The sequence below is a fragment of the Geobacillus stearothermophilus ATCC 12980 genome (assembly GCF_030369615.1).
Classification (GTDB): domain Bacteria; phylum Bacillota; class Bacilli; order Bacillales; family Anoxybacillaceae; genus Geobacillus; species Geobacillus stearothermophilus.
Window position 1 is genome coordinate 1,756,302 of the sequence record NZ_CP128494.1, and the last position, 25,696, is coordinate 1,781,997.

The 25,696-nt window shown below is 54.5% G+C and carries 26 protein-coding genes, 2 pseudogenes and 1 riboswitch; of the genes and pseudogenes, 4 read left to right on the plus strand and 24 right to left on the minus strand.

Features of this window, described 5'->3' with window-relative positions:
• Nucleotides 1-32: 32 nt before the first annotated feature.
• The 13 genes from phnF to QSJ10_RS09565 form a co-directional block, all read right to left on the minus strand.
• Entirely contained in the window at nt 33-764 is a 732-nt protein-coding gene (gene phnF, locus QSJ10_RS09505; protein WP_033013958.1) for a phosphonate metabolism transcriptional regulator PhnF, read from the minus strand.
• On the minus strand, nt 761-1,522 hold the full coding sequence (gene nagB / locus QSJ10_RS09510) for a glucosamine-6-phosphate deaminase (RefSeq protein WP_053532710.1): 762 nt from the start codon (nt 1,520-1,522) through the stop codon (nt 761-763). The genes phnF and nagB overlap by 4 nt, the downstream gene beginning before the upstream one ends.
• Nucleotides 1,494-2,714 carry an N-acetylglucosamine-6-phosphate deacetylase gene (nagA, locus tag QSJ10_RS09515; protein ID WP_033013956.1) on the minus strand — a complete coding sequence of 407 codons (1,221 nt, stop codon included), beginning with the start codon at nt 2,712-2,714 and terminating at the stop codon, nt 1,494-1,496. The genes nagB and nagA overlap by 29 nt, the downstream gene beginning before the upstream one ends.
• Nucleotides 2,715-2,837: 123 nt before the next feature.
• Complete coding sequence (locus tag QSJ10_RS09520; protein ID WP_033013955.1) at nt 2,838-4,631, minus strand: ATP-binding protein; 1,794 nt, start codon at nt 4,629-4,631, stop codon at nt 2,838-2,840.
• Nucleotides 4,631-5,356, minus strand: a complete 726-nt coding sequence (locus QSJ10_RS09525) for a response regulator transcription factor (RefSeq protein ID WP_033013954.1) — start codon at nt 5,354-5,356, stop codon at nt 4,631-4,633. The genes QSJ10_RS09520 and QSJ10_RS09525 overlap by 1 nt, the downstream gene beginning before the upstream one ends.
• Before the next feature lie 441 nt (nt 5,357-5,797).
• Nucleotides 5,798-6,985, minus strand: a complete 1,188-nt coding sequence (gene ccsB / locus QSJ10_RS09530) for a c-type cytochrome biogenesis protein CcsB (RefSeq protein ID WP_049624254.1) — start codon at nt 6,983-6,985, stop codon at nt 5,798-5,800.
• Nucleotides 6,972-8,636 (minus strand): cytochrome c biogenesis ResB family protein, encoded by a 1,665-nt coding sequence (locus tag QSJ10_RS09535; RefSeq protein WP_053532286.1) that lies wholly within the window; start codon nt 8,634-8,636, stop codon nt 6,972-6,974. Before QSJ10_RS09535 ends, ccsB begins: the two co-directional genes overlap by 14 nt.
• 13 nt (nt 8,637-8,649) lie before the next feature.
• Nucleotides 8,650-9,174 carry a thiol-disulfide oxidoreductase ResA gene (gene resA, locus QSJ10_RS09540; RefSeq protein WP_033017125.1) on the minus strand — a complete coding sequence of 175 codons (525 nt, stop codon included), beginning with the start codon at nt 9,172-9,174 and terminating at the stop codon, nt 8,650-8,652.
• A 143-nt stretch (nt 9,175-9,317) separates the two neighbouring features.
• Entirely contained in the window at nt 9,318-10,049 is a 732-nt protein-coding gene (locus QSJ10_RS09545; protein ID WP_033017126.1) for a pseudouridine synthase, read from the minus strand.
• A 132-nt stretch (nt 10,050-10,181) separates the two neighbouring features.
• Nucleotides 10,182-10,715, minus strand: coding sequence for a spore maturation protein (locus QSJ10_RS09550; RefSeq protein ID WP_011231766.1), 534 nt, complete (start codon nt 10,713-10,715; stop codon nt 10,182-10,184).
• Entirely contained in the window at nt 10,715-11,311 is a 597-nt protein-coding gene (locus QSJ10_RS09555) for a nucleoside recognition domain-containing protein (RefSeq protein ID WP_033017127.1), read from the minus strand. Before QSJ10_RS09555 ends, QSJ10_RS09550 begins: the two co-directional genes overlap by 1 nt.
• Nucleotides 11,304-12,452 carry a D-alanyl-D-alanine carboxypeptidase family protein gene (locus QSJ10_RS09560; protein WP_053532285.1) on the minus strand — a complete coding sequence of 383 codons (1,149 nt, stop codon included), beginning with the start codon at nt 12,450-12,452 and terminating at the stop codon, nt 11,304-11,306. The genes QSJ10_RS09555 and QSJ10_RS09560 overlap by 8 nt, the downstream gene beginning before the upstream one ends.
• A gap of 559 nt (nt 12,453-13,011) precedes the next feature.
• On the minus strand, nt 13,012-14,268 hold the full coding sequence (locus QSJ10_RS09565; RefSeq protein WP_033017165.1) for a superoxide dismutase: 1,257 nt from the start codon (nt 14,266-14,268) through the stop codon (nt 13,012-13,014).
• Between the two features lie 163 nt (nt 14,269-14,431).
• Between QSJ10_RS09565 and QSJ10_RS09570 the strand changes: the two are divergent.
• Nucleotides 14,432-14,560 (plus strand): annotated as a pseudogene (locus QSJ10_RS09570) (DUF2935 domain-containing protein); the annotation flags it as partial.
• 99 nt (nt 14,561-14,659) lie between these two features.
• Here QSJ10_RS09570 and QSJ10_RS09575 read toward each other — a convergent pair.
• The 3 genes from QSJ10_RS09575 to QSJ10_RS09585 all read right to left on the minus strand — a co-directional run bounded on the left by QSJ10_RS09575 (nt 14,660) and on the right by QSJ10_RS09585 (nt 16,813).
• Entirely contained in the window at nt 14,660-15,064 is a 405-nt protein-coding gene (locus QSJ10_RS09575; RefSeq protein WP_053532284.1) for a hypothetical protein, read from the minus strand.
• Between the two features lie 46 nt (nt 15,065-15,110).
• The gene (gene scpB, locus QSJ10_RS09580; RefSeq protein WP_047818634.1) at nt 15,111-15,740 is read right to left on the minus strand and encodes an SMC-Scp complex subunit ScpB; all 630 of its coding nucleotides are present in this window, start codon (nt 15,738-15,740) and stop codon (nt 15,111-15,113) included.
• Nucleotides 15,741-16,051: 311 nt separating this feature from the next.
• Nucleotides 16,052-16,813 carry a segregation/condensation protein A gene (locus QSJ10_RS09585; protein WP_033017133.1) on the minus strand — a complete coding sequence of 254 codons (762 nt, stop codon included), beginning with the start codon at nt 16,811-16,813 and terminating at the stop codon, nt 16,052-16,054.
• A gap of 243 nt (nt 16,814-17,056) precedes the next feature.
• Here QSJ10_RS09585 and QSJ10_RS09590 point away from each other — a divergent pair, with 243 nt between their 5' ends.
• Nucleotides 17,057-17,569: a DUF309 domain-containing protein gene (locus QSJ10_RS09590; protein WP_033008269.1), complete on the plus strand. Its 513-nt coding sequence runs from the start codon at nt 17,057-17,059 to the stop codon at nt 17,567-17,569.
• Between the two features lie 51 nt (nt 17,570-17,620).
• Here the strand turns inward: QSJ10_RS09590 and QSJ10_RS09595 are convergent, their stop codons facing one another.
• The 7 genes and pseudogenes from QSJ10_RS09595 to QSJ10_RS09625 form a co-directional block, all read right to left on the minus strand.
• On the minus strand, nt 17,621-17,971 hold the full coding sequence (locus QSJ10_RS09595) for a GNAT family N-acetyltransferase (protein WP_033008266.1): 351 nt from the start codon (nt 17,969-17,971) through the stop codon (nt 17,621-17,623).
• 111 nt (nt 17,972-18,082) lie between these two features.
• Nucleotides 18,083-18,548 (minus strand): annotated as a pseudogene (gene ribH, locus QSJ10_RS09600) (6,7-dimethyl-8-ribityllumazine synthase).
• A gap of 19 nt (nt 18,549-18,567) precedes the next feature.
• Nucleotides 18,568-19,761 carry a bifunctional 3,4-dihydroxy-2-butanone-4-phosphate synthase/GTP cyclohydrolase II gene (locus QSJ10_RS09605; RefSeq protein WP_033017135.1) on the minus strand — a complete coding sequence of 398 codons (1,194 nt, stop codon included), beginning with the start codon at nt 19,759-19,761 and terminating at the stop codon, nt 18,568-18,570.
• Nucleotides 19,762-19,783: 22 nt separating this feature from the next.
• Entirely contained in the window at nt 19,784-20,428 is a 645-nt protein-coding gene (gene ribE, locus QSJ10_RS09610; protein ID WP_033017136.1) for a riboflavin synthase, read from the minus strand.
• 2 nt (nt 20,429-20,430) lie between these two features.
• Entirely contained in the window at nt 20,431-21,528 is a 1,098-nt protein-coding gene (gene ribD / locus QSJ10_RS09615; RefSeq protein WP_080997629.1) for a bifunctional diaminohydroxyphosphoribosylaminopyrimidine deaminase/5-amino-6-(5-phosphoribosylamino)uracil reductase RibD, read from the minus strand.
• Between the two features lie 204 nt (nt 21,529-21,732).
• Nucleotides 21,733-21,866: riboswitch (FMN riboswitch) on the minus strand.
• A gap of 47 nt (nt 21,867-21,913) precedes the next feature.
• On the minus strand, nt 21,914-22,042 hold the full coding sequence (locus QSJ10_RS09620) for a hypothetical protein (RefSeq protein WP_255350139.1): 129 nt from the start codon (nt 22,040-22,042) through the stop codon (nt 21,914-21,916).
• Nucleotides 22,029-22,469 carry a peptidylprolyl isomerase gene (locus QSJ10_RS09625; RefSeq protein ID WP_033017138.1) on the minus strand — a complete coding sequence of 147 codons (441 nt, stop codon included), beginning with the start codon at nt 22,467-22,469 and terminating at the stop codon, nt 22,029-22,031. Before QSJ10_RS09625 ends, QSJ10_RS09620 begins: the two co-directional genes overlap by 14 nt.
• 203 nt (nt 22,470-22,672) lie before the next feature.
• On the opposite strand from QSJ10_RS09625, the gene QSJ10_RS09630 reads away from it, so the two are divergent.
• Nucleotides 22,673-22,990: a hypothetical protein gene (locus tag QSJ10_RS09630; protein WP_049624996.1), complete on the plus strand. Its 318-nt coding sequence runs from the start codon at nt 22,673-22,675 to the stop codon at nt 22,988-22,990.
• A 211-nt stretch (nt 22,991-23,201) separates the two neighbouring features.
• A complete protein-coding gene (locus QSJ10_RS09635) occupies nt 23,202-24,080 on the plus strand; it encodes a DUF1002 domain-containing protein (protein ID WP_049624997.1) in 879 nt (292 codons plus the stop codon).
• 69 nt (nt 24,081-24,149) lie between these two features.
• On the opposite strand, the gene lysA is transcribed toward QSJ10_RS09635, so the two are convergent.
• Nucleotides 24,150-25,469, minus strand: a complete 1,320-nt coding sequence (lysA, locus tag QSJ10_RS09640; RefSeq protein WP_033017140.1) for a diaminopimelate decarboxylase — start codon at nt 25,467-25,469, stop codon at nt 24,150-24,152.
• Nucleotides 25,470-25,696 lie beyond the last annotated feature (227 nt).

Consider the following 25,696-nt stretch of genomic DNA (forward strand, 5'->3'; position numbering starts at 1 on the left):
GCTTTTCCTAGCCGCTGCAAAAAACCCTAACATCATGATCCTCCCCTTTTCATCTCAATCATAAATTTGTACCGGTCGCCGCGGTACACCGATTTGACGACTTCAAGCGGCCGGCCGTCGACAAGGTGCGTGCGCCGCTCAAGCAGCAGCACCGGCGCTCCTTCTTTCATCTTCAGATGCTCCGCCTCCACCTGGCGGGCGACCGAGGCTTCCAATGTTTGAACTGCAGAGCCGATGACTAGACCTTTTTCTTTTTCGATAAATTCATAGACAGAACCGCTTACAACATCACGCGTCAGTCCGGGGACGAGATTGACCGGAATGTACAGCGTCTCCAACGCCATCGGCAAGCCATCGGCCAACCGAAGGCGGCGGACTTTGTAAAGATCATCGCCTTCCGAGACGCCAAGTCCTTCAGCGAGCTTCTCGGAAGCCGGAACCGTCTCAAAGCTGAGGACGATCGTGCCCGGCTCCATGCCACGCGCCCGCATATCTTCGGAAAAGCTCGTCAGCCCTTTCAGCGGCTGCTCGATTTTTTGGGCGGCGACAAACGTCCCCTTCCCGCGCCGGCGGATGAGATAGCCATCGTTCACTAAATTGTTGACCGCCTGCCGAACGGTCATTCGGCTGATGTCATACATTTCCGCCAACTCGCGCTCAGACGGGATTATCTCGCCCGGCTGCCATTCTCCTTTTTCAATCTTTTCTTTTATATATTGCTCGAGCTGATAGTAAATCGGAATCGGCGATTGTTTATTGATCATGGCGCATCCACCCGCCGCTTTTCCTTCGGAATGAGCGAGAGCGCCTGCCGGTCGGCAATGATCGTCACGTCCGGATGAAGGTGAAGCGCGGAAGCCGGCAAGTCCGGGGTGACAACGCCTTCTAAAAGCCGAGCCATGGCCTCTGCTTTTTCTCGTCCCGACGCCAACAGCACGAGGCGGCGGCTGCGCAAAATGGTCGCAATCCCCATCGTAATGGCACGGCGCGGCACGTCATCCAACGACCCAAAAAAGCGGGCGTTTGCCTTGCGCGTAGATTCGGCAAGCTCGACGACATGGGTCGGCGATGAAAACGGCGTCCCTGGTTCGTTAAAGCCGATATGGCCGTTGCGTCCGATGCCCAAAAGCTGCAAATCGATGCCGCCCACTTCATCGATGAGCCGTTCGTAGCGGCGGCATTCTTCGTCAAGATCAGCAGCCAAGCCGTTCGGCACATGCGTCTCGTGAAGCGGAATGTCAAGCTTTGAAAACAAATGCTCATTCATATAATGGCGATAGCTGTTCGGATGATCCGGACCAAGGCCGATGTATTCATCCAAATTGACCGTGCGCACAAGCCGATACGATGTCCCATGCTGCCGATGATCGGCGGCCAATTCGCGGTACACGCCGAGCATCGTCGAGCCGGTCGCCAAGCCGAGAACGGCGGTCGGCTTTTCCTTGACTTGTTTGATGATGATGTCCGCCGCCTGACGGCTCATCTCTGCGTAGTCAGCAACTTCCAAAAGCGTTATGGCCATCGCTCTTCCTCCTTTCATCCGGTTTGCGATAGGCAAGGGCGCCGCGGCAAAACGTCATCATGACTTCATATCGTTCATTCAACACGACGACATCGGCGTCTTTGCCGGGCCGCAAGCTGCCTTTCCGATCAAGCAAGCCAAGCTGTTTCGCCGGATTCCAGCTCGCCATGCGGATCACCTCTTCCAACGTGCAACCCGTATAGTCGAGCACACGGCGGATGGCCTCGCCAAGCTTGAGCACGCTTCCCGCTAGCGTTCCGTCGGCAAGCCGCGCCTCCCCGCCGCAGACTTCCACCTCTTGGCCGCCGAGATCATACTCCCCATCGCCGAGACATTTCGCCCGCATGGCGTCGGTGATTAAGATAAGCCCCTCGCTTCCTTTATTCCGGTAAGCGAAGCGGACCATCGGCGGCGCAACGTGCAACCCGTCGGCGATCAGCTCGCACATCACTTCTTCAAACATAAGCACCGCACCGGCGACACCCGGTTCACGGTGATGGATGCCGCGCATCCCATTGAACAGGTGGGTCGCATGCGTCACCCCTGCATGGACCGCCGCTTTTACTTCGTCGTAAACGGCATCGGAATGGCCGATCGAAGCGATCACACCCGTCTGTTTCAAGTAGGAGGCAAGTTCCAGCCCCCCGTTCCGCTCTGGGGCAAGCGTGACAAGGCGGATATGGCCGCCCGCCTCCTTTTGCCAGTGTTGGAACAGTGAGATGTCCGGATCGGCGAGATGGCGCGGGTGCTGCGCCCCGGCGCGCTTCGGCGACAAAAACGGTCCTTCCAGATGAACACCGAGCACCTCCGACACCCCTGGGCGATTCTCCTCGGTCATATAACGGGCGACATTTCGAAGCGCCGCTTCGATTTGTTCGCTTGGCGCCGTCATCGTCGTCGCCAGGAAACTGGTCGTCCCTTCCGCCGGCAAGGCGTTGGCCATCTTGTCAAGCGCCTCCGGGGTCGCATCCATAACATCCGCTCCAGCCGCCCCGTGGATATGAACGTCAATGAAACCAGGCACGACAGCAAACCGTGGAGAAAGCTCGATCACTTCCGCCCCCGCTTCTGCCGGGCACGACGACATCGGGCCAATGGACGCCACTTTTTCCCCTTCGATCAGCACATACCCTTGTTGAATGTTGTCTGCTTCTGCATACACCGCAGCATTTTTCAATATCCATCGTTTCATCGCGATTTCCCACCTTCTGTTTTTATAATAATATTATATATTCTAGTTGTCTATACCACTATAAAAAAACTTCAACGTGAAAGAAGCAGGGAAGCTGTGGCTTCCCCGTTCTTCCAAACGGCGCTACGCTCCTTTCGGCCCGCGGGCCGGCAAATAAAACGAAAACGTCGTTCCTTCGTTCAGTTTACTGTGGACAGTGATGAGCCCTTTATGCGCTTCGACGATGTTTTTGGCGATGGCAAGGCCCAATCCCGTTCCGGAACGGCCGCGCGTGCGCGCTTTATCCGCTTTGTAAAACCGCTCGAACACAAACGGCAAGTCTTCTTCCGGGATGCCGGAGCCCGAATCTTGGACATGGATCGTCACGCCGTCACCGCTTCGTTCAGCGATCAAGCGGACCGCGCCGCCTGATTCTGTATGACGGATGGCGTTATCGATCAAGTTGGTCAGCACTTGCTCAATCCGATCGGGATCAAACGCGATGTCCATGTCGCCATCGCGGAATTCGGCCTCCAGCTCGATCCCTTTTTCTCTCGCCAGCCCGTGAAACTTGCGGATCACCCGCTCAATATACGGAGCGAGCTTCACCTGTTCATAGTGCAGCTCGATATGCCCGGCTTCCATGCGCGCTAAATCAAGCAAATCATTCACTAGGCGGCCCATGCGCAGCGACTCGTCATAAATGACTTTCGCCATCTCTTTTTTCTCGTCTTCGCTTGCCGCGATATCGTCGATGATCGCCTCGCTGTAGCCTTGAAGCATGGCAATCGGCGTGCGCAATTCGTGCGAAACGTTGGCGATAAAGTCTTTACGCAACTTGTCAAGCCGCCGCTCTTCGGTCATATCGCGCAAAACAGCCACCGCGCCGCGCACCATCGTTTTGCCGTACAGCGGCGTCATTAAAATGACCCACGTCCGCCCCTGCAGCGTCACTTCGGTCGATTGCTCCTTCTCCTCGCGAACGACGCGGGCGAACAGCTCTTTCACTTGCGGCGGCAACGGCGCCATCGCTTCCGCGTCGTTTCCTTGCTCAAAATACCACGCCTGCAAAAACCGCTCAGCCGGCGGGTTCGTAATCAAAATTTCCCCGTCGCGGTTAAACGTCAAGACGCCATCGGCCATGCTGCTTAAAATGCTGGCGAGCTGTTCTTTTTCCTGGTTTAAGGCGTTGATGTTAAACTGCAGACGCCGTCCCATTTGGTTGAACGCCATCGCCAGCCCACCGATCTCATCGTTCGTTAAAATCGGCACTTTCATATCGAAATGGCCCCGCGCCATTTCGAACGCGGCTTGCCGCATTTTCCGGAGCGGAGCGGTGATACGCGTCGACAAGAAAAAGGCAAAAAACGTCGTCATGACAATGGCGATAAACGCGGCAAGAAAAATGAGCTCTTTCGTATGCTCCGTTGCATCGGCGATCGCCTCAAGCGACTGGTAAATGAAAACAGCGCCGCGGCTGCCGCCCGGCATCGATAGCGGCACGCCGACGATAATCATGTCGTAAGGCAGCTCTTCATTGTGCTGCCACTCCGGCGCATACAGACGTTTTTTCACCGTCGTCCGATCGGTGAAGACGCGGCGCAAATCGGCATCTTGGCGGATGAACGACAGCGGCACGTCATGCAAGTCAGCGCCATCGGGTGAATACCAATAGTGCGACTCATCGGCGACGATGACGGCTTTCGTTCGATTGTCCACAAGCGTCCAAGCGATCGAGCGGGCAAGCTGCTCATCGCGGTAATCGTGCATCACCTCGGCCACTTTTGCCGCCAGGCGGGTCAAGTCGTTTTCCGCTTCCTGCACATAATAATCTTCCAAAAATTTAATAAGCAAAATGCTTAAAATAAACAGCACGCACGAAACGAGCAACAAAATCGTAAACCATAGCTTGCCGACGACGCTGCGAAACAGCCACATCAGTCGTTCACTGCCTCAAACTTGTAGCCGACGCCCCAGACGGTGACGATCATTTTTCCCGCCTGCGGCGACGCTTTATTCAACTTTTCGCGCAACCGTTTAATGTGGGTGTCGACCGTGCGCAAGTCGCCGAAAAATTCGTAATGCCATACTTCCTTCAACAGCTGTTCGCGGTCGAACACTTTGTCGGGCGAGCGGGCCAAAAAGAGAAGCAGCTCATATTCTTTCGGCGTTAAGCTGACTTTCTTGCCGTCGACCGTCACCCGGTGGGCGTCGTTGTCAATCGTCAAATGCGGAAACACAAGCACGTCTTTCGCCGTCGTCTCCACCGGCGCGTAAGCGGCATTCGCCGCGCGGCGCAACAGCGCTTTTACGCGCAGCACGACTTCGCGCGGGCTGAACGGCTTGACAATATAGTCGTCCGTGCCGACTTCAAATCCTTGAACGCGGTTCGACTCCTCGCCTTTGGCCGTCAGCATAATGATCGGCGTCGTTTTTTGCTCGCGAATTTCTTTGCAGACGTCAATGCCGTCTTTGCCCGGCAGCATCAAATCCAGCAATATAACATCGTAGTCGTTGGTCAACGCCTTCTCCAACGCTTCATTGCCGTCGCCGGCCTCGTCGATCACATAGTTTTCCCGCTCCAAATACATTCTCAACAGCCGGCGGATGCGCTCCTCATCATCCACCACCAAAATACGAACCGGCTTTTCTTGCTTTTCCATGCCAAAGCACCCTCCTTCATCAGCTATATAGATGCAACGAAATCGTTTAACATATCCTTGACGGAAAAGTGGCTCATCCATTTTTGACTGTCGAAGGCAAGCCGTAGGCTTGCCTCCGTCACGCTAAGGCGTGACGGAAGACCGAACAACGACTCGCTTAAAGACCCATTCATGGGTCTTTAAGCGGTGTTGTTCGGTCACTCGACAGTTGGATGAAATGACCGGTCAAAACGAAAAATGTTAAAGCTTTAAATTGCATCTATCCTGAAAATACCCGAACTCCAAAATGTGTAAAGTTGTAAAATTCAACATAGAGGTCTTTTCATCCTTCCGATGGTGACGAAATTTTTTTGTCATGGGAGTCTATATAGAAACAGTCCCCCATTTTCTAGTTTACTGAAAAAACGGATGCCCGCCAATAGGGCATCCGGTTGTTTTCCATTATGTTCCAGCGTACGAGTGCAGCCCCGCGATGACGAGGTTGACCGCTACTAAGTTGAACATGATGATGGCAAAGCCGATGACAGCAAGCCATGCCGACTTTTCCCCATGCCAGCCTTTTGACAGCCGGAGGTGCAAAAAAGCGGCGTAAAACAGCCACGTAATGAGCGCCCACACTTCCTTCGGGTCCCAGCCCCAAAAGCGGGTCCAGGCGATTTGCGCCCAAATCATCGCGAAAATGAGCGCCCCGAGCGTAAACACCGGAAAGCCGATCGCCACCGCCCGGTAGCCGATTTCATCGGTCAAATCCAAGTTGACGTTTTTCACAAGCGGCTTGAGCGCGGCGGCGATGCGCTTGCGCAGCACAAGACGAAAAGCGGCATACAGCACCGCACCGGCCATGAGCGACCAAATGACCGTGTTCAGCTTTTTCGCGTTGATGATCGCCGGCATTTCAACAAGCGGCTCCATGCGGCCGGCGCTTTCTTTCACCAGCTCTCCTTTATGCGGCCCGACAAGCGCCGGCATATGGTACTCGACTTCAGCCGCCTGGCCGTTTTTATCAACCCACGTGAACTTCGCTTCGTACCCGGAAAGCCCAAACGCTGTTGAGACGATGACAAAGCCGAGCGTCGCCACAAGGCAAAACATGACGACTTCCAGCCAAAACGTGCGCTTGGACGGCTTCGACTGATCGACGACGCGAATCAAATAAATCAAACCCGCGACAAAACTGATCGCCAAAATCGCTTCCCCGGCGGCCGCCGTCGTCACATGGATGTGCAGCCAATCGCTTTGCAAGGCGGGAATGAGCGGCGAAATTTCCCGCGGAAACATGCTCGCATAGGCGATGATCAGCAACGCGACCGGAAGCGCAAACAGGCCGAGCACGCTCAACCGGTAAATGAAATAAACAATGATAAAAGCAGCGACAAGCATCATGCCGAAAAACGTTGTAAACTCGAACAAATTGCTCACCGGAGCATGCCCGGCAGCGATCCAACGCGTGATGAAATACCCGACCTGGGTGAGAAAACCGATGATCGTCACGGCAATGCCAAGCTGCGACCAACGATCCTTTCCTTGCCGCTCCTTCCGTTTGTCGCGAATGGCGCCGCCAAAAAAAAACGTGCCGATCAAATATAACACAAACGAAATATAGAGCAATGTGCTGCTAAGCTGTGCCATGTCCATGAGCTTGCCCCCCTTGTCCGGCCTGTTTCCCTTCTTCGAGCTGATCGGCCGGCATATTCACACCAGTACCGTCAAGCAAACGGCGCAGCTCGTTTTTCAAGCCGAACCAATTTTTATTCGTGTGCGCGGCGATCCATAGCTCGCCGTTGACCCGTTGCACCCAAATGCGGCGGTGGTTCCAATACATCCCTTGGATGAGCCCGATCATGAAAATCGCGCCGCCTACCCCTAAAATCCAAAGCGTGAAATCGCGGCGGACGGTCAAGCCGGAGACATTGCGCGTCTCAAACCCCGCGAACGCCATTTTGTACTTGTTGTTGCCAAACGGTTCGATCGTTTGTTGGATGGCGACGAAGCTGACTTCCCCTTTCGGACGGTCCGGCGCGTACATTTTGAACACGAACGCCGGATTGTTCGGCACGCGCGACTTCGTTGACGGATTGCCGTCTTCATCAAACTCAAAATCAGGAAAATAGCTTAATAGCTCAACGCGATACCCATGTCCGAGATTGTACAACTCTTTCGGATCATACAAATCGACCGTCACCGTGCCGAACGTTTTCCCCGACTGTTTGTCCGCCAACTGAAATGACATCGCTTTCGGCTCATTCAAGCGGAAATCGACTTGATAGAGCGCATAATGATCGAACTCCAGCGGCTTGTTGACGCGAATCGGATACTCCTTCACTTTTTCAAGCTTCGGCTTGGCGCCGGGGATCACAGGACCGACGCGCTTATACAACACAACGTTTGTTTGATAGTTTTTGGCGATCATCCCGTTGCCGACGCGGTCGATGGCAGCGTTGAACACTTCGTTGTCTTTGCCTTTCTCATATGTTTCAAAAATAAATTTTTCACTCTTTAAAAAGTAGCGGCCGTTTGTCCCCGGAATTTCTTTCGTCTCCCCTTCCGGAATCCACATCACCCGATCGATGTACATGCCGGGAACGGAACGAAGCATTGCCCCGATCAAGAAAATGATGAGGCCGATATGATTGACGTACGGCCCCCAACGGGAAAACCGCCCTTTTTCAGCGAGCAAATGCCCGTCTTCCTCACAGACATGGTAGCGCCGCGCAGCCAGCCGTTCTTTCAACACGGCCATCGTTTTGTCGAGATCGCTCACATGCGAGACGCCAAACAACCGCTGCCGCTCCAAGAAATGCGGATGGCGCTTCACCCCTTGCCGCTTCAAGGCGCGATATAGCGGCACGACCCGGTCCAAGCTGCAAATGACAAGCGAAACGCCGATTAAAGCGATGAGCAGGATGTACCACCATGAGCCGTACAAGTTGTTAAAGCCGAGCTCATAATACAGCTTCCCTGCCCAACCGTACTGCTGCTTATAATACTCCGCCGGATCGACGTTCGGCGGAATATACATTTGCTGAGGGAAAATCGTGCCGATCGCCGAAGCAATGAGCGTAATGACGATGAGTGCCACTCCGACTTTGACCGACGAGAAAAACGCCCAAATTTGATCGATGAATGTTCGCTTGTACGTTTGCGACCGGCGCGCGCTTCCTTCGTAGCGCATGTCCAAAAGCGTTTTCCCCGCCCGCTCCTCGAGCGGTTTGCCGCATGATTCGCAAAACGCCGTGCCATGCGGGTTGACGTGCCCACATTCACATTTGACTTGTTTCATGATGCAAAACTCCTTACGGTTTGATGCTTTCCAAATGGCGCTGAATGTCTGCTTTTGTCATCGTGCCGGTGATGATTTTCTTCACTTCGCCGTTTTTGTCAATCAAAAACGTGGTTGGCAGCGGGCCGACATTATAGGCGTTCAACACTTGATCTTGACGGTCGATCACAATCGGAAAGGTCAGACCAAACCGCTCCGCAAATTTCTCGACGCTCAGCTTCGGTTCGCCGACATTGACCGCCAAAATTTCGACACCTTGCTTTTGATAGAGCGGGTACAGTTCGTTCATATACGGCATTTCCCGCTCACACGGTTTGCACCACGTCCCCCAAAAATTCAAAAAGACGCCTTTGCCGCGATAGTCTGAAAGACGATGTTCATGCCCTTTCAAATCGGCCAACACAAAATCAGGCGCCGTCGAACCAACAGCGACAGCCGTTTTCTCCGTGAAAAAATTCGTGTAAATCGTATAGCCGATCGCCGCGAGCAACACGAGCAAAATCGCTGTCCTCATCACTAAGCGCTGTTGCTTTTTCATCGTTCAAACCCCTTTACGCTTCTCCTCCCCCACAGCCAACGCTAGAGGGGGAGGCAAGCGGTTCACAATCTCCCATTTTCCATCATAGCAAAGTCCCTCGCTCGTTTATGCGCAAGGATATGAACATTATGTGACAATCTTCGTCATTTTCTTCCCCCGGATTGGGCAAGGACGCGCAGCAACTTTACCTCATGCGGTGTCAGCTCGCGGTATTCGCCGGGGCGCATCCCTTTCAAATCGAGAAACGCGTACCGCTCCCGCTTCAGCTTCAGCACCTCGCAGCCGATCGCCTCAAACATGCGGCGCACTTGCCGGTTTCGTCCTTCGTGGATACGGATTTCCACAATGGCTGTCCCCTTCTTCCGGTCGGCGGAGAGCAGCTTCACTTTGGCTGGCGCCGTCATGCCATCTTCCAGCTGCACTCCTTGTTCGAGCCGTTTCAGCTGCTCGTGCGTTGGAATGCCTTTCACTTTGGCAATGTACACTTTTTCAATTTCATACCGCGGGTGCATAAGCAGGTTGGCAAAGTCGCCGTCATTCGTCAACAAAAGCAGTCCAGACGTATCGTAGTCAAGCCGCCCGATCGGATAAATGCGTTTGTCCAGATCTTTGAAAAAATCGGTCACCACTTTGCGGCCTCTGTCATCTTTGACGCTGGAAATCACCCCGCGCGGCTTGTACAGCAAATAATACACCGGCTCTTCGCGCTCGATCGGGATGCCGTCGACTTCGACATCATCGCGCGGCCCGACCTTGACGCCAAGCTCCTTGACGACGCGGCCGTTCACTTTCACCCGCCCTTGCAAAATGAGTTCTTCCGCCTTGCGCCTTGACGAGATGCCGGCGCGGGCGATCACTTTTTGCAACCGTTCCATTCTCTCTCACCTCTTTCATCATCTTACCCTTTCCGTCTAACAGATACAAGTACGGCACTTTTATTTTTCACCTTTCCCGTCCCCTTTGCAAACAAAAAACCCGCCGGACGGCGGGAACGAAAAAAGGCGCCGCTAGCGCCCGAATACAAACAAAACGATGAAAACAGAAACAATAAAGCTGAGAATGTCGGCCAAAATGCCGACTTTTAACGCATCGCCCATTTTTTTGACGCCGACGGCGCCAAAATAGACGGTGAGCACGTAAAGCGTCGTCTCCGTACTGCCTTGGATCGTAGAAGCAAGGCGCCCGATGAACGAATCCGGGCCGTAAGTAGCGATCAAATCGGTCGTCATGCCGAGCGCCGCCGTGCCGGAAAGCGTGCGGAGAGCCGCAAGCGGAACGACTTCGGCCGGCAGTCCAATGGCATCAGCCAGCGGTTTGATCACTTCCATCATGGCATCAAGCGCCCCTGAGGCTCGGAAAATGGCGACCGACACCAACATGCCGACCAAATACGGGATGAGCGAAAACGCGATCTCGATCCCTTCCTTGCCGCCTTCCACAAACGCTTCGTACGTCGGCACTTTCTTTGCTGTACCGTAAAGCAAAATAAAAGCAATGAGCGCAGGGATCAGCCAAACAGAAAGAAGTTGGACGATAGCCATTATGGCTTCCTGCCTTTCCGCATCCGTTTCCAATAATAGTACCGGTCAATCAATACCGCCCCAATCGTCGAAATCGTCGAAGCGACGATCGTCGTCCCAATGATCTCGCTCGGCGCCGCTGAACCGTACGTCATGCGAATCGAGATGACAGTCGTCGGAATGAGCGTAATGCCTGATGTGTTCATGGCCAAAAACGTCACCATCGATCGGCTCGCTTCGTCGCGGCCGCCGTTGAGCTTTTTTAGCTGCTCCATCGCCTTTATGCCCATCGGCGTCGCCGCATTGCCAAGGCCGAACATGTTGGCGACCATATTCGAGACGATATAGCCAAGCGCGGGATGGCCGGGCGGCACCTCTGGAAACAAGCGGCGTACGAGCGGCATAAACAGGCGCGCAACGTTAGCAAGCAAGCCGGACCGCTCGGCAATCGCCATCAACCCGAGCCAAAAGACTAAAATGCTGATCATGCCGATGCTGATCGTCACCGCCTCTTTCGCGCTTTCAAACACCGCCTTGTTCACTTCGTCCATCGTGCCGTTGGCCGCCGCAAAGACGATGCCAATCACCGCCATCATCACCCAAATGAGGTTAACCATCGCTTCTCACACCTAAAAAGCGAAATACTTGCCATAAAAACCCTCGGCCGCTTTCTTCCTTTCCCGGTTCATACAGCAGCGGCACCGAATCAACCGCCTTTTGATGCAAATAAAGCACCACCTTTCCGACCTCTGTCGGTGCCTGTTCTGGGTATTCTTTCCACTCTTTGCGCGGCTTCAGCAAATACACTTTCACCCGCAGCCCGCTCTCCTCTTTATCGGTCACCGGATATCGCAAATCGCGGACCGCCTGCAGCCGCCCGCGGTAAAACGGATCAGAAATTTTGTCGACCACCCGCTCGCTGCTCACTTTGGCGATGTGATAATGAGAAAATCCATATTCGTACATAGCGATATGGTCATTCCAATCGTCCGGTGCATCCAACGTCACGGCGATCAAATCGATGCCGCCTTTGGACGCCGTCGTCACGAGCGTGCGATGGGCTCGTTTCGTATAGCCGGTTTTGCCGCCGGTGCAATATTCGTAAAGACTTGTCAACAACTTGTTTTTATTTCGCCACACACGCGCGCCGTCTTCGCCGGGCGGAGCGGGGGCGCGGTACACTTTCGTTCCGGAAATGCGACGAAACTCTTCGTTTTTCATCGCGTATTGCATGAGCAACGCCATATCATAGGCCGTTGAGTAATGGTTTTCCGCATCGTCCAATCCGTGCGGATTGGCAAACTCTGTGTCGCGCATCCCGATTTCAGCCGCCTTTTTGTTCATTAAAAACACAAACCCCTCGACGCTGCCGCCGACATGTTCAGCGATGGCCACCGCCGCGTCGTTGCCGGAACGAAGCATCAGCCCATATACCAAATCGCGCAGTTTGATTTTCTCCCCTTGGCGCAAGTAAATTGACGACCCTTCGGTCCGGACAGCGCGGGCGCTGACCGTCACCGTGTCGTCCATCTTCCCCGATTCAATCGCCAAAATGGCGGTCATAATTTTCGTAATACTGGCGATGCGCCGTTTTGTATAGGCATCCTTGGCAAACAAAACCCGCCTGGAATGCTGCTCTATCAAAATCGCGCTTTTTGCGCTCACCCCATCCATAGCGCGCATCCGCTCTGGAACAAATGCCATAATCCCCGCAGCGAGTGCAAGAATGAGCGCAATGAGCCGCTTCTTCTTATTCATCTCATATCGGCGAGGATCCCCCTCCTTTAAGGAGCGGAGAGGAATCGCCTGTTCCTCCTTTCCATTCAACCTGAAATGAGTGCAATAGAGGGAAGATCGCGACATACCAAGGCCATGTTCTGTACAAGTGTATGCGCCGGTGGGACAAATATGATGAAAAATTGCGGCAAAACCTACCGGGGCGGCGCTTCCGGCGAACTACCCCCGAAACGGCCTTCATCTAAAAAAAGAAGCGGGGTCTTCCCCGCTCGGGTGAACTCCCCACCGCCTACGCTTCGCTTAGAGGCGGGGGACTTCAAGCGACTTGTGCGTGTTCGCCGAACGGTAAGCCACACACAATTACGCTTCCCTTCATTCCGAAGGTGTCCGTTCTAACCATATTCGATCGTATGGATTGGCTAAAGCCTACCAACATTCAGCTGAGGCTGTCCCAAAAGATCGTCCTCTTTGAGAGAGATACAATATATCGTGTCGCCGAAGTGATTTGTTCCTACCTCTTGTAATAAAAAAGGGTGTCCCGTTGTGTTTGGGACACCCTCAGACTTCTTTCGGAAAGATGTTAAAACGGCTGCCAGCGCAGCTTCCGCGCCTCATGAAAACGCGCTTCGACATCGCGCCAATTGACGACGTTCCACCAATGTTCGATGTATGCCGCCCGGTCGTTTTTATATTGCAAGTAATAGGCGTGCTCCCATACATCGAGCACAAGAAGCGGAATCACATCCCATTGCGCCATGTGCTGGTGTTTTTCCGCCTGCAAAATTTCCAGACGGTGCGCTCGCGGCGCCCAAACGAGCAGCGCCCAGCCGACCCCTTCGGCGCTTTTCGCCGCTTCGGTGAAATGACGGCGAAAGGCGGTAAAACTGCCAAAATCGCGCTCGATTTGCGCCCGCAGCTCCCCGCGCGGCTCGCCGCCGCCCTCTGGATGCATGTTGTACCAAAAGATTGTATGCAAATAATGCCCGGAGCCGTGGAACGCCGCTTCCCGCTCCCAATGCTTCAGCAGTTCAAAATTGTTCGTCCGGCGCGCTTCGGCCATCATGCGCACCGCCTTGTTCAGACCATCGACGTAGCTTTGATGATGCTTCGTATGGTGAAGGCGCATAATTTCTTCGGAAATATGAGGTTCAAGCGCATCATAGCTGTACGGCAAAGGCGGCAGCACATGCCTGCCAGGCGGGATCGGCTGTTGCCGCTCTTCGTCATGAAGGTCCGAAGGGAGCGACGAAGCCGGTTCTGCCTGTGCTGTTGCCGAATCAAAAGGCTGCTCCGACTCTTCCTCCCGCTTCCCCTCTTCGCCGACGTCCAGCCGTTCTTCCTCGCCGTCTTCGCCAACACCGCCCGATTCAACCAGCGGCGCTTCCTCTTCCAGAAACAGCGCCTCTTCGTCTTTTTCGGCGGCCGAAAAGTCCGCAAGACGGACGGCCCGGTTGTACACGTCGTCAACAAGACGCTGGAGTTCGGAAACCGCTTCCTCTGTCCACGCACCGTTCCGTTCGTCAATATACGCCAACAAGGAAGAAAGGCCAACATCCTCAGCTGCCCCGCGCACGGACAAGGCATGCTCCACCTGCCTTCCCCATTCGGCCGACTCTTCGGCATAGCGGCAAAGCGCGGCGGCGTATACGTCATCAACAAGGCGCTGAAGCTCGCGGACGGCCTCTTCCGTCCACTCGCCGTCATGCGCGGCAATGAACCCGCACAGCGACGAAGCGCCATCCGTGCTGGCTCCGCGCAACGCCAACGCTTTCTCAACTTGTCTTGCCCATTCGTTCACCTCAGCGGCATACTGGGCGAACTTCTCTTGATCGTTCATTTGGTAAAAACCTCCTCCTGCTTTTTTCGCCATATCGTATGCCTGCTTGCGGAAATCGTTCTTGTCCGCATTCACCCAAATTTTTGGCTGCTCATACATAGAGGAGCGAGGGCATACTCAGCTGAAAAAACAGAAGGAGGGGAAAAGCATCTATTACGTCCAAGGCATGCAGTCGCCGCTGATGGCCGACCATATGGCGCGCGAAGAATGTTACTACTTGCAAAAGCTGGCGGAAACGACCGGCGAAGTGAAAGCTCCGGCCTGCGATCCGACCAAGCCGCGCACACAATAGTCCATAAGAAAAAAAGCGGTTCGCCCGAAGGAACCGCTTTTTCTTGCCCGTATAGCCGTTTTGCCGGCCCCGCCAAGCACGGAACACACGGCTTTTGTTTCACTGCGGCGCGCGCTCTGGCAAGCGGCACTCGCCGGTTTCCGCCCATTCGCTGACAAGCGCCTGCAGCGTTTTGGCGTCTACCTCAGCAAAATAACGGCGCAATTCCTCTTCATCATGAATGTAGACGCGCTTTCGCTTCCGATACGCCGGATTTTTCCATAAACAGACAAAAGCAATGATGTCGCGCAAACGAATGTCGCGCCCGTTAGCCGTAAACAGTGGATCGCTTTCATACGGCAGCCAATCAAGCAGCGCCGCCTCAAAATGGCGCAAATACAACACAGACAGCGTCCGCTCTTCGCCGCCGTCGCGGTACGTGACTTCCGATCGGTTGAAGTAGTCCTCAAACGTATTCGACTGCGATTTTTGCAATTCTTCGCCGTGCAGGCGGCAAATGTTCATGAGCGCACCCCTTCCCGGTCAGCCGTTTTTTCTTTAGTTTACCATATTACGGCTGTCCGTCGCTCAAATTTTCCGCCAATTTTCCGAAAAACAAGTCAGCTTCCCGCTCAACCTCGCCATCGTCCGTCCATTCTGGCAGCGGCGGCAGTTCTTCAATCGTTTTCAGGCCGAAATAGTCGAGAAATTCGGCCGTCGTCCCGTATAAAATCGGCCGCCCAGTCCCTTCGGCGCGGCCGACTTCTTTAATGAGCGCCCGCGCCATGAGTGTCTGCAGCGGCTTGTCGCTTTTCACGCCGCGGATTTCCTCGATTTCAGCGCGCGTAATCGGCTGGCGGTAGGCGATAATGGCGAGCGTCTCGAGCGCCGCCTGCGACAGCGGCGACGCTCCCGGCGCTTCGACCAGCTTTTTCAAATACGGAGCATACTCTTTCTTCGTCGCCAATAAAAACACGCCGCCCAGCTCGACCAGCTGAATGCCGCGTTCTTCGCGGCAGCAGTCTTCCTGGAGCGCCGCCATCACTGCTTTCGCCTCCGGCTCGCCAATATCCAAAACAGCGGCAATTTGGGCAAGCGACAGCCCCTCGTCGCCAGCGGCAAACAACAGCGCTTCCACGATCGCTTTGAATGGAGCCGGCGCACCAGCAGCGCTGTTTGTTTTCATTTCCTTTTGGTCCATTCTCCCTTCTCCCCTTTCCTTTTTCACCGTTTTGATCGCAACTGCAGCCATCTTGCGGCTTCCCGGCATTTTCCGCGAAAATGCAGGACTGGCGCGTGATTTTCATCCCCGGGTGAAGGGCAAAACGTTGCCCATGAGACTTTTTCGTGAAGATGCGCATGCCTTGAGCAGACATTTTCACGCCTGGGCGAAGAGCAAAACTTGCTCATGAGCCTTTTCCGAATCAGCAGCTGTCCGTCTCTCCTTCGCACCGACCATCAGCCGATGGGCCCAGCAGGCAAAAGGAAAGCGGTCCGCCATCGCGAACCGCCTCAACCGGCCAGATGATTGGCGGCGAGAAACAAATCGCTGAAATTCCGCTCTTGCTCAACGATGATTTTATTTTGTTTCATTAATTCCAAAATAGCCAAAAAAGTGACAACGATATACGAACGGTCGCAGGACGGAAATAACTCATAAAAGTTTTTCCGTTCTTTCGCCTGCTGCAGTTCATGCAAAATTTCCGCCATCCGCTTTTCAACGGAAATATCTTGGCGGGCAATTTTCGTCCGCATCGGTTTTTGCAGTTTTTTGCGGCGCAACAGTTTTGACAGGGCGCCGAGCATATCGTAGACGTTGACATCAAGCGGCGCGGACGCTTTTTTTTCATCGGCGTACGCGCTCAAGTCACTCGGGGGTTTTGTAAACAGAAGCGCCCGTTCTTCTTCGCGCCGCTTCAGCTCGCGTGCAGCTTCCTTAAACTTTTTGTACTCAAGAAGCCGCTGCATCAGCTCTTCGCGCGGATCGTCCGCCTCGGCGAATTCCAAGCTGTCGTCTTCGGCGTGTTCGTCGGACACCGGCAGCAGCATTTTGCTTTTCATCGCCAACAGCGTAGCCGCCATAACCAAATATTCGCTGGCGATATCAAGCTCAAGCTCTTGCATGGCGTGAATGTACGCCATATACTGTTCCGTAATTTGCGCCACCGGAATGTTGTAAATATCGATCTCATAGCGGTTGATTAAATGCAAAAGCAAGTCAAGCGGCCCTTCAAACGCTTCAATTTTGACGTTATACGGCACTTGCACATCCATCCCACCATTTTTCCGCAGCCATTCCCCGCGCCGATGCGCACATTGGAGAACCTTGCTGGCAATATACTTATTGTATCATAATTCCGCGGCGAAGCGAACGGAAATGAGACGGTTTTTGCCTCGAACGCCATGAAAACGTATAATACAAGGAGAGCCCTGCCGCAACGCCGGCAGCTGCACGGCTTTGCCTGGCAACAAGGTCGCCTACCGCGAAACACGCCTCGGCGAAAGGAACGATGGCCCATGTATCCAAAAGCATATATCGACTATTTAGTCCATTTCCATGGCGACCGCGATTATTTCGAATGTCATGAGATTTTAGAAGAACAATGGAAGCGCGACGGACGGAAACGGGAATGGCTCATTCTCATCCAAATTGCCGTCGCCTTTTACCACTACCGGCGCGGCAACAGTTCCGGCGCGCTCCGCCTTATCAAACGGGCGCGGACGTTGCTTGAGGAGGCGCGCGGGATGATCCGCCGGCTCGGCCTTGACGAGAAGGAGTTGGCCGTGCTGCTTGAAGAGGCCGCCGAGCGGATTGCCCGCGGCGAACCGTATGAAAGCATTGAGCTGCCGATTCGCGACCGCTCCCTGTACGAACAGTGCCAAGCCGCCTGCGCCGAGCGGCAGCTTGTTTGGGGGCAGGCGAGCGATCTCACTGATATCGACCTTGTAGACAAACACCGGCGGCGCGACCGTTCGGACGTCATCGCCGCCCGCGAACAAAAAAAGCGGGCGAAAGCAGAAGGGACATAACCCCTCTGCCGCCCGCAACAGCGCGGCGTTGCGCCGATTTGTCTCGTTGGGCTAGCACGTTTGGCATTTATCGAAAAACGAGGCGGTCCACTCGTTCGCGCATAGCCGACGGTCGGGGTACGCCTCTTTCAACGCCTTGACCATCTGTTTTCCGATCCCTTGGTGGCGATGCGATGGATTGACGCTGATGTGCTGGATTTGCACAACATCAGGAGCGCACAACAGGACGCCGATAATGCCGACGATATCGTCCCCTTCCTTCCATAAAAACAGCTGCCAGTCGCTGTTCGTTTCATACTGTTTGATTGTCTGCTGGAGCCGTTTCAAATCTTTTTCCGTCGGCATAAACGACAACAGTCCCATGGCGATTTTCTCATAGTTTTTTCGATAACGGATCAACATAAAAATCCCTCATTATCGACAAACGCTTTTCCGAAAAGGAAAACACGTTGTCATTTTCTCTATACGTATTATAAACATTCTCACCGATATTGTGAACCATTTCATGCCTTTTTACACAAATGTCCGCAAAACGTTCGCCATCTCAATGGCCGAAACGGCCGCTTCCCAGCCTTTATTGCCCGCCTTTGTGCCGGCCCGTTCAATGGCTTGCTCGATCGTATCGGTCGTCAATACGCCGAAAATGACCGGGACGCCGCTTGAGAGCGCGGCGTGGGAGACGCCTTTGGCCGCCTCGCTGCACACGTAGTCAAAATGGCTCGTCGCCCCGCGGATGACGGCGCCGAGCGCAATGACGGCATCAAACTGCTTCGATTCCGCCATTTTTTTTCGCGAGGAGCGGAATTTCAAATGCGCCCGGCACCCAGGCGACCGTGATGTCATTGTCGCTGACGCCATGGCGCGTCAAACCGTCGATCGCCCCTGACAAAAGCTTGCCCGTAATGAATTCATTAAAACGAGAAACGACGATGCCGATTTTCAACCCGGTGCCGACTAAATTTCCCTCAAGAACCCGCATGTTTTTTCTCCTCCTGTTTTCAAAAATGAAGCATATGCCCTAGTTTTTCATATTTCGTGCGCAAGTATTTTTCATTTTCTTTTTTCGCTGGCATTTGAAGCGGCACCCGTTCGACAACTTCAAGCCCGTGCCCTTTCAAGCCGGCGATTTTGCGCGGATTGTTCGTGAGCAGACGCATTTTCGTGACGCCAAGGTCTTTTAAAATTTGCGCACCAATGCCGTAGTCGCGCAAATCGGCCGGGAAGCCGAGCTTTTCGTTCGCCTCGACCGTATCGTAGCCTTGCTCTTGCAGCTTATAGGCGCGCAGTTTGTTCATCAGGCCGATGCCGCGCCCCTCTTGACGCATGTAAAGCAGCACCCCACGCCCCTCGGCTTCGATTTGCCGCAGCGCCGCATGCAGCTGCGGACCGCAGTCGCACCGATACGAACCGAACACATCACCGGTTAAACACTCGGAGTGGACGCGCACAAGAATCGGTTCATCGGGAATAATGTCTCCCTTGACGAGCGCCACATGCTCCTTGCCATCAAGCACGTTCGTGTAGCCGACGGCGCGAAACTCGCCGAACTCAGTCGGCAGCCAAATGTCGACCTCGCGCTTCACTAGTTTTTCCCGCTGGCTCCGATAGGCGATCAAATCTTTGATCGTGATCATTTTCAATCCGAATTGGTCGGCGATTTGCCGCAAATCCGGAACGCGCGCCATCGTTCCGTCCTCTTTCATGATTTCGCAAATGACGCCAGCCGGCTTCGCCCCGCAAAGGCGGGCCAAATCGACCGCCGCTTCCGTATGGCCGGCGCGCCGCAGGACGCCGCCTTGTTTGGCAATCAATGGAAAAATATGGCCAGGCCGTTTAAAATCGCTCGCTTTCACATTTGGATCGAGCAACGCCCGAATGGTCGCCGCCCGCTCGTAGGCGCTGATTCCGGTCGTCGTCGTCTTGTAGTCGATGCTGACGGTAAACGCCGTCCCATGAGCGTCGGTGTTATGCGCGACCATCGGCTCAAGCCCGAGCCGCGCCGCCAACTCTTCCGTAATCGGCACGCACACAAGCCCGCGGCCATGGGTGATCATAAAATTAACGACATCCGGCGTCGCTTTTTCAGCCAATGCGACAAAATCGCCCTCATTTTCCCGGTCTTCGTCGTCGCAGACGATGATCACTTCGCCGTTTTTCAGCGCGTCCAGTGCCGCTTCAATCGTGTCAAACATCTGAAGTTGCCCCCTATCCCGTTTATTTATAGCCATGCCGCTCCAAAAATTCGCTCGTCACTCCAGAAGGCAGCTCCTCTTTCGCGGCAAGAAAAGCAGCGACGTATTTGCCGATCATATCGCACTCGATATTGACGAGGTCGCCCGGCTGCTTTTCGCCTAAAATCGTCGCTTCACGCGTATGCGGAATGAGCGAAATGGTGAACGTGCGCTCGCTCAGACCGAAAATCGTCAAGCTCGTCCCATCGACGGCGACCGATCCTTTATAAATCATGTACGGGCGAAGCGGGGGAGGCGCTTCAATTTCATAGTAGACGGCGTTCGCCTTCGGCCATCGGCGGACGATGCGCCCGACGCCGTCCACATGACCGGTGACGAAATGGCCGCCAAACCGCCCGCCAGCCGCCATCGCCCGCTCTAAGTTCACTTTCGATCCCGGCTTCAATGTTTTGAGCGCCGTCGCCTTGACGGTCTCCGGCATGACATCGACGGTAAACCGCCGGTCAGTAAACGACGTGACGGTCAGGCAGACGCCGTTGACGGCGATGCTGTCGCCGAGGCGAACGTCTTCGAGCACCCGGCGGGCGCCAATCGCCATCACGATGGCGTCGCCCGTTTGCCTCATTTGTTCAACCGTGCCGACCTCTTCAATAATACCGGTAAACATCCTTACTCCCCCCTCTTTTTCACCGCAGCAACGACTTTTATATCCGGGCCGACCATCTCCAACTGCCGGATGTCAAGCTCCATCACCTCTTCAAGGCGCGAGAAGCCGAGGCCGCCGACCGGCGTCGGCGCTTCGCGGCCGCCGATCAGCTTCGGGGCGATGTAGGCGACCACTTCATTGACCGCCCCTGCCCGGAGGAAACTGTCATGAACGCGCGAGCCGCCTTCCACAAACAGCGACGTAATGCGCTGCTCACCGAGCAGCCGGAGCACGTCGCACACATGAATGTGCGCAGCCGCCATCGGGATGATGCGCACCCCGAGGCGCTCGTATGCCTCGGCCTTTTCCCAGCTGATGCCGCTTCCGGTGATGATCCACGTTTCCGCCTCCCGGTCGGTGACGACATGGGCGTCAAGCGGCGTATGCAAGTTTGTATCCAAAATGATGCGGAGCGGATTTTTCCGTTGCTCCCCGATGCGGACCGTCAACTTCGGATTGTCCGCCAACACGGTGTTGACGCCGACCAAAATGGCGTCATGCTGGGCGCGAAGGCGGTGCACATCTTGGCGCGCCGCCTCGGACGTAATCCATTTGCTTTCCCCGGTCGCCGTCGCAATTTTCCCATCGAGGCTGCACGCGTATTTTAACGTCACAAACGGCGTTTTTGCCGCGATATAGTGAAAAAACACCCGGTTGAGCTCATCCGCCTCTTCTTTCAGCAGCCCGACATCGACCTCAATGCCCGCCCGTCGCAGCTTGTCGATCCCTTTCCCGGCGACGAGCGGATTCGGGTCGGTTGTCGCGATGACGACGCGGCGGACGCCGGCTTGAATGAGCAAATCCACGCATGGAGGCGTTTTGCCGTAATGGCTGCACGGCTCAAGCGTCACGTACACCGTTGCCCCGCGCGCCTTCTCGCCGGCCATGCGGATCGCATGCACTTCCGCATGCGGCTCTCCCGCTTTTAAATGGGCGCCAAGCCCGACGACCGCTCCGCCATTGACCACAACAGCACCGACGACAGGATTGGGGGATGTTTGCCCGATTCCGGCTTTCGCGACATCGAGCGCAAGCCGCATATAATGTTCATCGCGATACACCACACTCCCCCCTTTTTTCTAAAAAAATAAACCCCCGGAACTTCCCCGGGGGTTCGTTGATGAGAGAATGAACCATGATGTGCAGCCAAACAAACAAGAACACTTGTTCGTTAACTATGTCATACCGACCGACACAAAGCGGCCGCCGCTACACCAAACCGGCGCCGGCCGTCCAGGCCGGCCGAAAACAACCGTGCGCACATCGCCATCCTTCTCCCATCCAGACTATACTGTCGGCTCCGGAATCACACCGGATCGTGCCGATACGGCTCGCGGGCTGAGAGGCATAGCGCCTCATCACCGCCGGTCGGGAATTTCACCCTGCCCCGAAGGAGGCTTCACTATATTGTTAGGTTTATTATACCACAAGAGCGGCCGGAAATCATCATTGTACGACCCAAAACCAGTACGCCGCTCCCCACAATAGGCTCATCCCCAGCAAAATGAAAAACAAAAGCCAATTGTTCCGGCTTGTCCGCTCCTCGTCTTCCGTCCGTTGCTTACGGTTCGTCAAATACTTTCACTTCTTTCATCACGTCGCCGTTTTTCATCGTCTTCACGACGTCCATGCCCGATGTCACTTGGCCAAAGACGGTGTGCACCCCATCCAAGTGCGGCTGCGGCTCGTGGACGATAAAGAACTGGCAGCTGCCGGTGTCGCGGCCGCGGTGCGCCATGGACATCGCGCCGATGACATGTCGGTGTGGATTGTTGTCCGTCTCGCACGGGATCGTATAGCCGGCATCGCCCGTTCCATTGCCGCGTGGACATCCTCCTTGGCTGACAAATCCAGGGATGACGCGGTGGAACGTCAACCCGTTATAAAAGCCTTCGTTTGCGAGCTTCTCAAAATTGGCCACCGTCACCGGCGCTTCGTTCGGGAATAGTTCAAATTCGATTTTCCCACCGTTTTCCATCAAAATATATCCTTTTTTCGCCATGGTACTTCAGCTCCTTTTTTGCGCTTCAACCGCTTTTATCATATCATGATTCGAAAGGGAAAGAAAGCCAAAATGCCGCCTCGTCGAACTGCTCATTGTTTTTTTAATATAATATATTTATTATAATTATTTATATGGAATCGGAATGGGTACACTAGTGATGAATGATAGACGTAGCAAAACTGGCAAGGGGGCGTCCGACGGTGTTGTTGATGGCGGTGACGGTAATCGTCTTTTCTGTTTCGTTTCTCCTCATGCCAAAACGGCTTTCAGGCCTTGAAATGTATACAACTTCGCTGTTTGCGGTTTTCTTCGGCCTTTCAACGGATTTGTTTCTCGATGTCAAGTACCATTTATACGGGTATTTTGATGTTGGAGTCGACGGACTGGCCTATGTATTTATTGTTTTCATTTACGTCACCGTCAACCTCCTTGTTTTTAAACGGATACCCGATACATCGTCCGATTTGGGTGCAGGCCGCCTATATCGGCGGATGGTCGCTCTTTTCCTTTTTGTATGAAATGGGGCGCTGAGGACAGAAATTTTTTACTACCACGGCTGAAAGCTTTCCTATTCAGCCGCCTTATATCCGCTTCTGTTTCTGATTTTGCTTTGGCATTTGTTGTTCGTGCGCCGCTTGGCGGCGAAGGCAAAGCGCCGTTACGAATAGAAATTCACGCCAGCGTACGTTATAATGGTAGTGCATGGTTGGTAGATAGGAGGCGAGCAATGTGAAACGAACGATTGCTTCATCGCTGCTTTGGGCGATGCTGCTGGCGTTTCCGGCCATCGCAGCCGCCGATGCCGCGCCGGGTGATGTCATCGTCACGCTTGGTGAAAATTTGACCGCTGAACAAAAACAAAAAGTGCTGGAAGAAATGAAAGCGCCGGACGGAGCGCAGACAATCACGGTCTCGAACGCCGAGGAGCATAAATATTTGGATGGACTCATCCCGAAGGCACAAATCGGCACGCGCGCCATCTCATCGTCCATGATCACCATCGGTGAACCGGGCTCAGGGCTTCACGTTGAGACGCACAACATCACATGGGTGACGAAAGAGATGTATACAAACGCCTTGATCACCGCTGGGGTGAAAGATGCCGATATTTATATCACGGCTCCGTTTCCGGTTTCCGGCACCGCAGCGCTGACGGGGCTGATGAAGGCGTACGAAATTTCGTCCGACAAGGTGATTCCAGATGACGTAAAAAAGGTAGCCAACGAGGAAATGGTGCAAACGGCCAAGCTCGCTGATTCGATCGGCGCGGACAAAGCGGTCGCCTTGCTGGCGAAAATCAAAGAGGAAATCGCCAACAACCCGCCGCAAACGGACGCTGACTTGCGCGCCTTGATTGAAAAAATCGCCAATGATCTTGGCATCACATTAAGCGCCGATGAAATCAACGCTCTCGTCTCCCTTTTTCACAAAATGCAAAACGCCGACATCAATTGGGACCAAGTGAACGACCAGCTGAGCAAGGCGAAAGAGCAGCTGTCTGCGTTTTTGCAGTCAGAAGAAGGGAAAACATTCATCCAAAATTTGATCGACATCCTCAAAGAAATTTGGAATGCCATCAAATCGGCCTTTTCCGCCAACCAACAATGAGAGAAGGCGCCCTGCTGCATTAGGGCGCCTTCTCTTCTTGGCGGCGGCCGTTCTTTTCCAGGGCCGCCTTCATTGGTTGACTTTCGCCTTCAACGGCAAGTCATATTGGATCAAGTCTTCATACGTTTCCCGTTTGACGACGAGCTGGGCGTCGCCGTTTTCGACGAATACGACCGCCGGACGCGGCAGACGGTTGTAGTTGTTCGCCATCGAATAGCCATAAGCACCGGTGCAAAAGACGGCTAAATAATCGCCCGGTTTCGCTTCCGGAAGTGCGATGTCCCAAATGAGCATGTCGCCTGATTCACAACACTTCCCTGCAATGGACACAACTTCCATCCGATCGCCCAACACCCGGTTGGCCAGCACCGCTTCGTATTTCGCTCCATACAGCGCCGGGCGGATGTTGTCGCTCATGCCGCCGTCAACGGCGATATAGGTGCGGACGTTCGGCACCTCTTTTCGCGAGCCGATCGTATAAATCGTCGTTCCGGCATCCCCCACGAGCGAGCGGCCGGGCTCAATCCAAATTTCCGGCATCGGAAGTTGATGCACTTCCGCCTGTGTTTTCACCTCATCCACGATACAGTCGACATACGCTGACACCGGAATCGGGTCGTCTTCATCCGTATAGCGGATGCCAAAGCCGCCGCCAAGGTTGACGACCGCAGGAACGAACCCACACGTTTTGTGCCATTCGGCCAGCTTCGCAAACACTTTTCGTGCGGCGAGCACAAAGCCGGTCGTTTCAAAAATTTGCGATCCGATATGGCAATGGACGCCGAGCAGTTGAAACGCAGCCGACGCCATGACGCGCCGGAACGCTTCATCCGCTTGACCGTTATTCAAATCAAAGCCGAACTTCGAGTCTTCCTGTCCGGTTAAAATGTAATCGTGCGTATGCGCCTCAACCCCTGGCGTCACGCGAAGCAAAACCGGAACCGCTCGACCGGATGGCCCCACCAATTGTTCAATCAGCTCGAGCTCGTAAAAGTTGTCGGCCACGATGCAGCCGACCCCGTGTTCAAGCGCCATCGCCAGTTCATCCCAACTTTTGTTGTTGCCATGGAAATGGATGCGCTCCGGCGGGAACCCGCCGGCCAAAGCCGTATACAGCTCTCCGCCTGAGACGACATCGAGCGACAATTGTTCCTCAGCGGCCAGCTGCACCATGGCAACTGAAGAAAACGCCTTGCTGGCGTAGGCGACTTGCGCCTGCACGCCATGGCGGCGGAACGCTCCCTTAAACGCGCGCGCCCGCGCGCGGATCAAAGCAACGTCATAAATATAAAGCGGCGTTCCATACGTTTTCGCCAACTCGACCGTATCGACGCCGCCAATTTCCAAGTGCCCTTTTTCATTGACGCGGCTCGTCCCATGAAAAAACATTGAAATCCCTCATTCCTCATCAAAGTGGCGCAAACATGCATACCAAAAGCAAAAAAGACAGTTTCGCAACCGGCGCCTGCCTTGAAAAAAACAAAGCCGCAGAGCAATCAGCCCCGCCGCATGGCAGGCTGTCATACAGCCGCGTGCGCCCTCTGCATCGAGCGCCCGCCCTCCTTAGGCGGACGGACGACTTGCCAATGGCGCTTGCAAAGGTGCGAAACGTCAAG

Excerpts from the sequence above, each read along its gene's own strand:
- QSJ10_RS09520 (WP_033013955.1), bottom strand. The coding sequence starts at position 4,631 with ATGTGGCTGTTTCGCAGCGTCGTCGGCAAGCTATGGTTTACGATTTTG.
- QSJ10_RS09575 (WP_053532284.1), bottom strand. The coding sequence starts at position 15,064 with ATGAACATTTGCCGCCTGCACGGCGAAGAATTGCAAAAATCGCAGTCG.
- QSJ10_RS09535 (WP_053532286.1), bottom strand. The coding sequence starts at position 8,636 with ATGAAACAAGTCAAATGTGAATGTGGGCACGTCAACCCGCATGGCACG.
- QSJ10_RS09585 (WP_033017133.1), bottom strand. The coding sequence starts at position 16,813 with ATGGATGTGCAAGTGCCGTATAACGTCAAAATTGAAGCGTTTGAAGGG.
- lysA (WP_033017140.1), bottom strand. The coding sequence starts at position 25,469 with ATGTTTTTTCATGGGACGAGCCGCGTCAATGAAAAAGGGCACTTGGAA.
- QSJ10_RS09565 (WP_033017165.1), bottom strand. The coding sequence starts at position 14,268 with ATGAACGATCAAGAGAAGTTCGCCCAGTATGCCGCTGAGGTGAACGAA.
- ribE (WP_033017136.1), bottom strand. The coding sequence starts at position 20,428 with ATGTTTACCGGTATTATTGAAGAGGTCGGCACGGTTGAACAAATGAGG.
- nagA (WP_033013956.1), bottom strand. The coding sequence starts at position 2,714 with ATGAAACGATGGATATTGAAAAATGCTGCGGTGTATGCAGAAGCAGAC.
- ccsB (WP_049624254.1), bottom strand. The coding sequence starts at position 6,985 with ATGGCACAGCTTAGCAGCACATTGCTCTATATTTCGTTTGTGTTATAT.
- QSJ10_RS09525 (WP_033013954.1), bottom strand. The coding sequence starts at position 5,356 with ATGGAAAAGCAAGAAAAGCCGGTTCGTATTTTGGTGGTGGATGATGAG.
- QSJ10_RS09625 (WP_033017138.1), bottom strand. The coding sequence starts at position 22,469 with ATGGCGAAAAAAGGATATATTTTGATGGAAAACGGTGGGAAAATCGAA.
- phnF (WP_033013958.1), bottom strand. The coding sequence starts at position 764 with ATGATCAATAAACAATCGCCGATTCCGATTTACTATCAGCTCGAGCAA.
- nagB (WP_053532710.1), bottom strand. The coding sequence starts at position 1,522 with ATGGCCATAACGCTTTTGGAAGTTGCTGACTACGCAGAGATGAGCCGT.
- QSJ10_RS09550 (WP_011231766.1), bottom strand. The coding sequence starts at position 10,715 with ATGGCTATCGTCCAACTTCTTTCTGTTTGGCTGATCCCTGCGCTCATT.
- resA (WP_033017125.1), bottom strand. The coding sequence starts at position 9,174 with ATGAAAAAGCAACAGCGCTTAGTGATGAGGACAGCGATTTTGCTCGTG.
- QSJ10_RS09590 (WP_033008269.1), top strand. The coding sequence starts at position 17,057 with ATGTATCCAAAAGCATATATCGACTATTTAGTCCATTTCCATGGCGAC.
- scpB (WP_047818634.1), bottom strand. The coding sequence starts at position 15,740 with ATGGACCAAAAGGAAATGAAAACAAACAGCGCTGCTGGTGCGCCGGCT.
- QSJ10_RS09595 (WP_033008266.1), bottom strand. The coding sequence starts at position 17,971 with ATGTTGATCCGTTATCGAAAAAACTATGAGAAAATCGCCATGGGACTG.
- QSJ10_RS09555 (WP_033017127.1), bottom strand. The coding sequence starts at position 11,311 with ATGGTTAACCTCATTTGGGTGATGATGGCGGTGATTGGCATCGTCTTT.
- QSJ10_RS09545 (WP_033017126.1), bottom strand. The coding sequence starts at position 10,049 with ATGGAACGGTTGCAAAAAGTGATCGCCCGCGCCGGCATCTCGTCAAGG.
- QSJ10_RS09605 (WP_033017135.1), bottom strand. The coding sequence starts at position 19,761 with ATGTTTGACACGATTGAAGCGGCACTGGACGCGCTGAAAAACGGCGAA.
- QSJ10_RS09560 (WP_053532285.1), bottom strand. The coding sequence starts at position 12,452 with ATGAATAAGAAGAAGCGGCTCATTGCGCTCATTCTTGCACTCGCTGCG.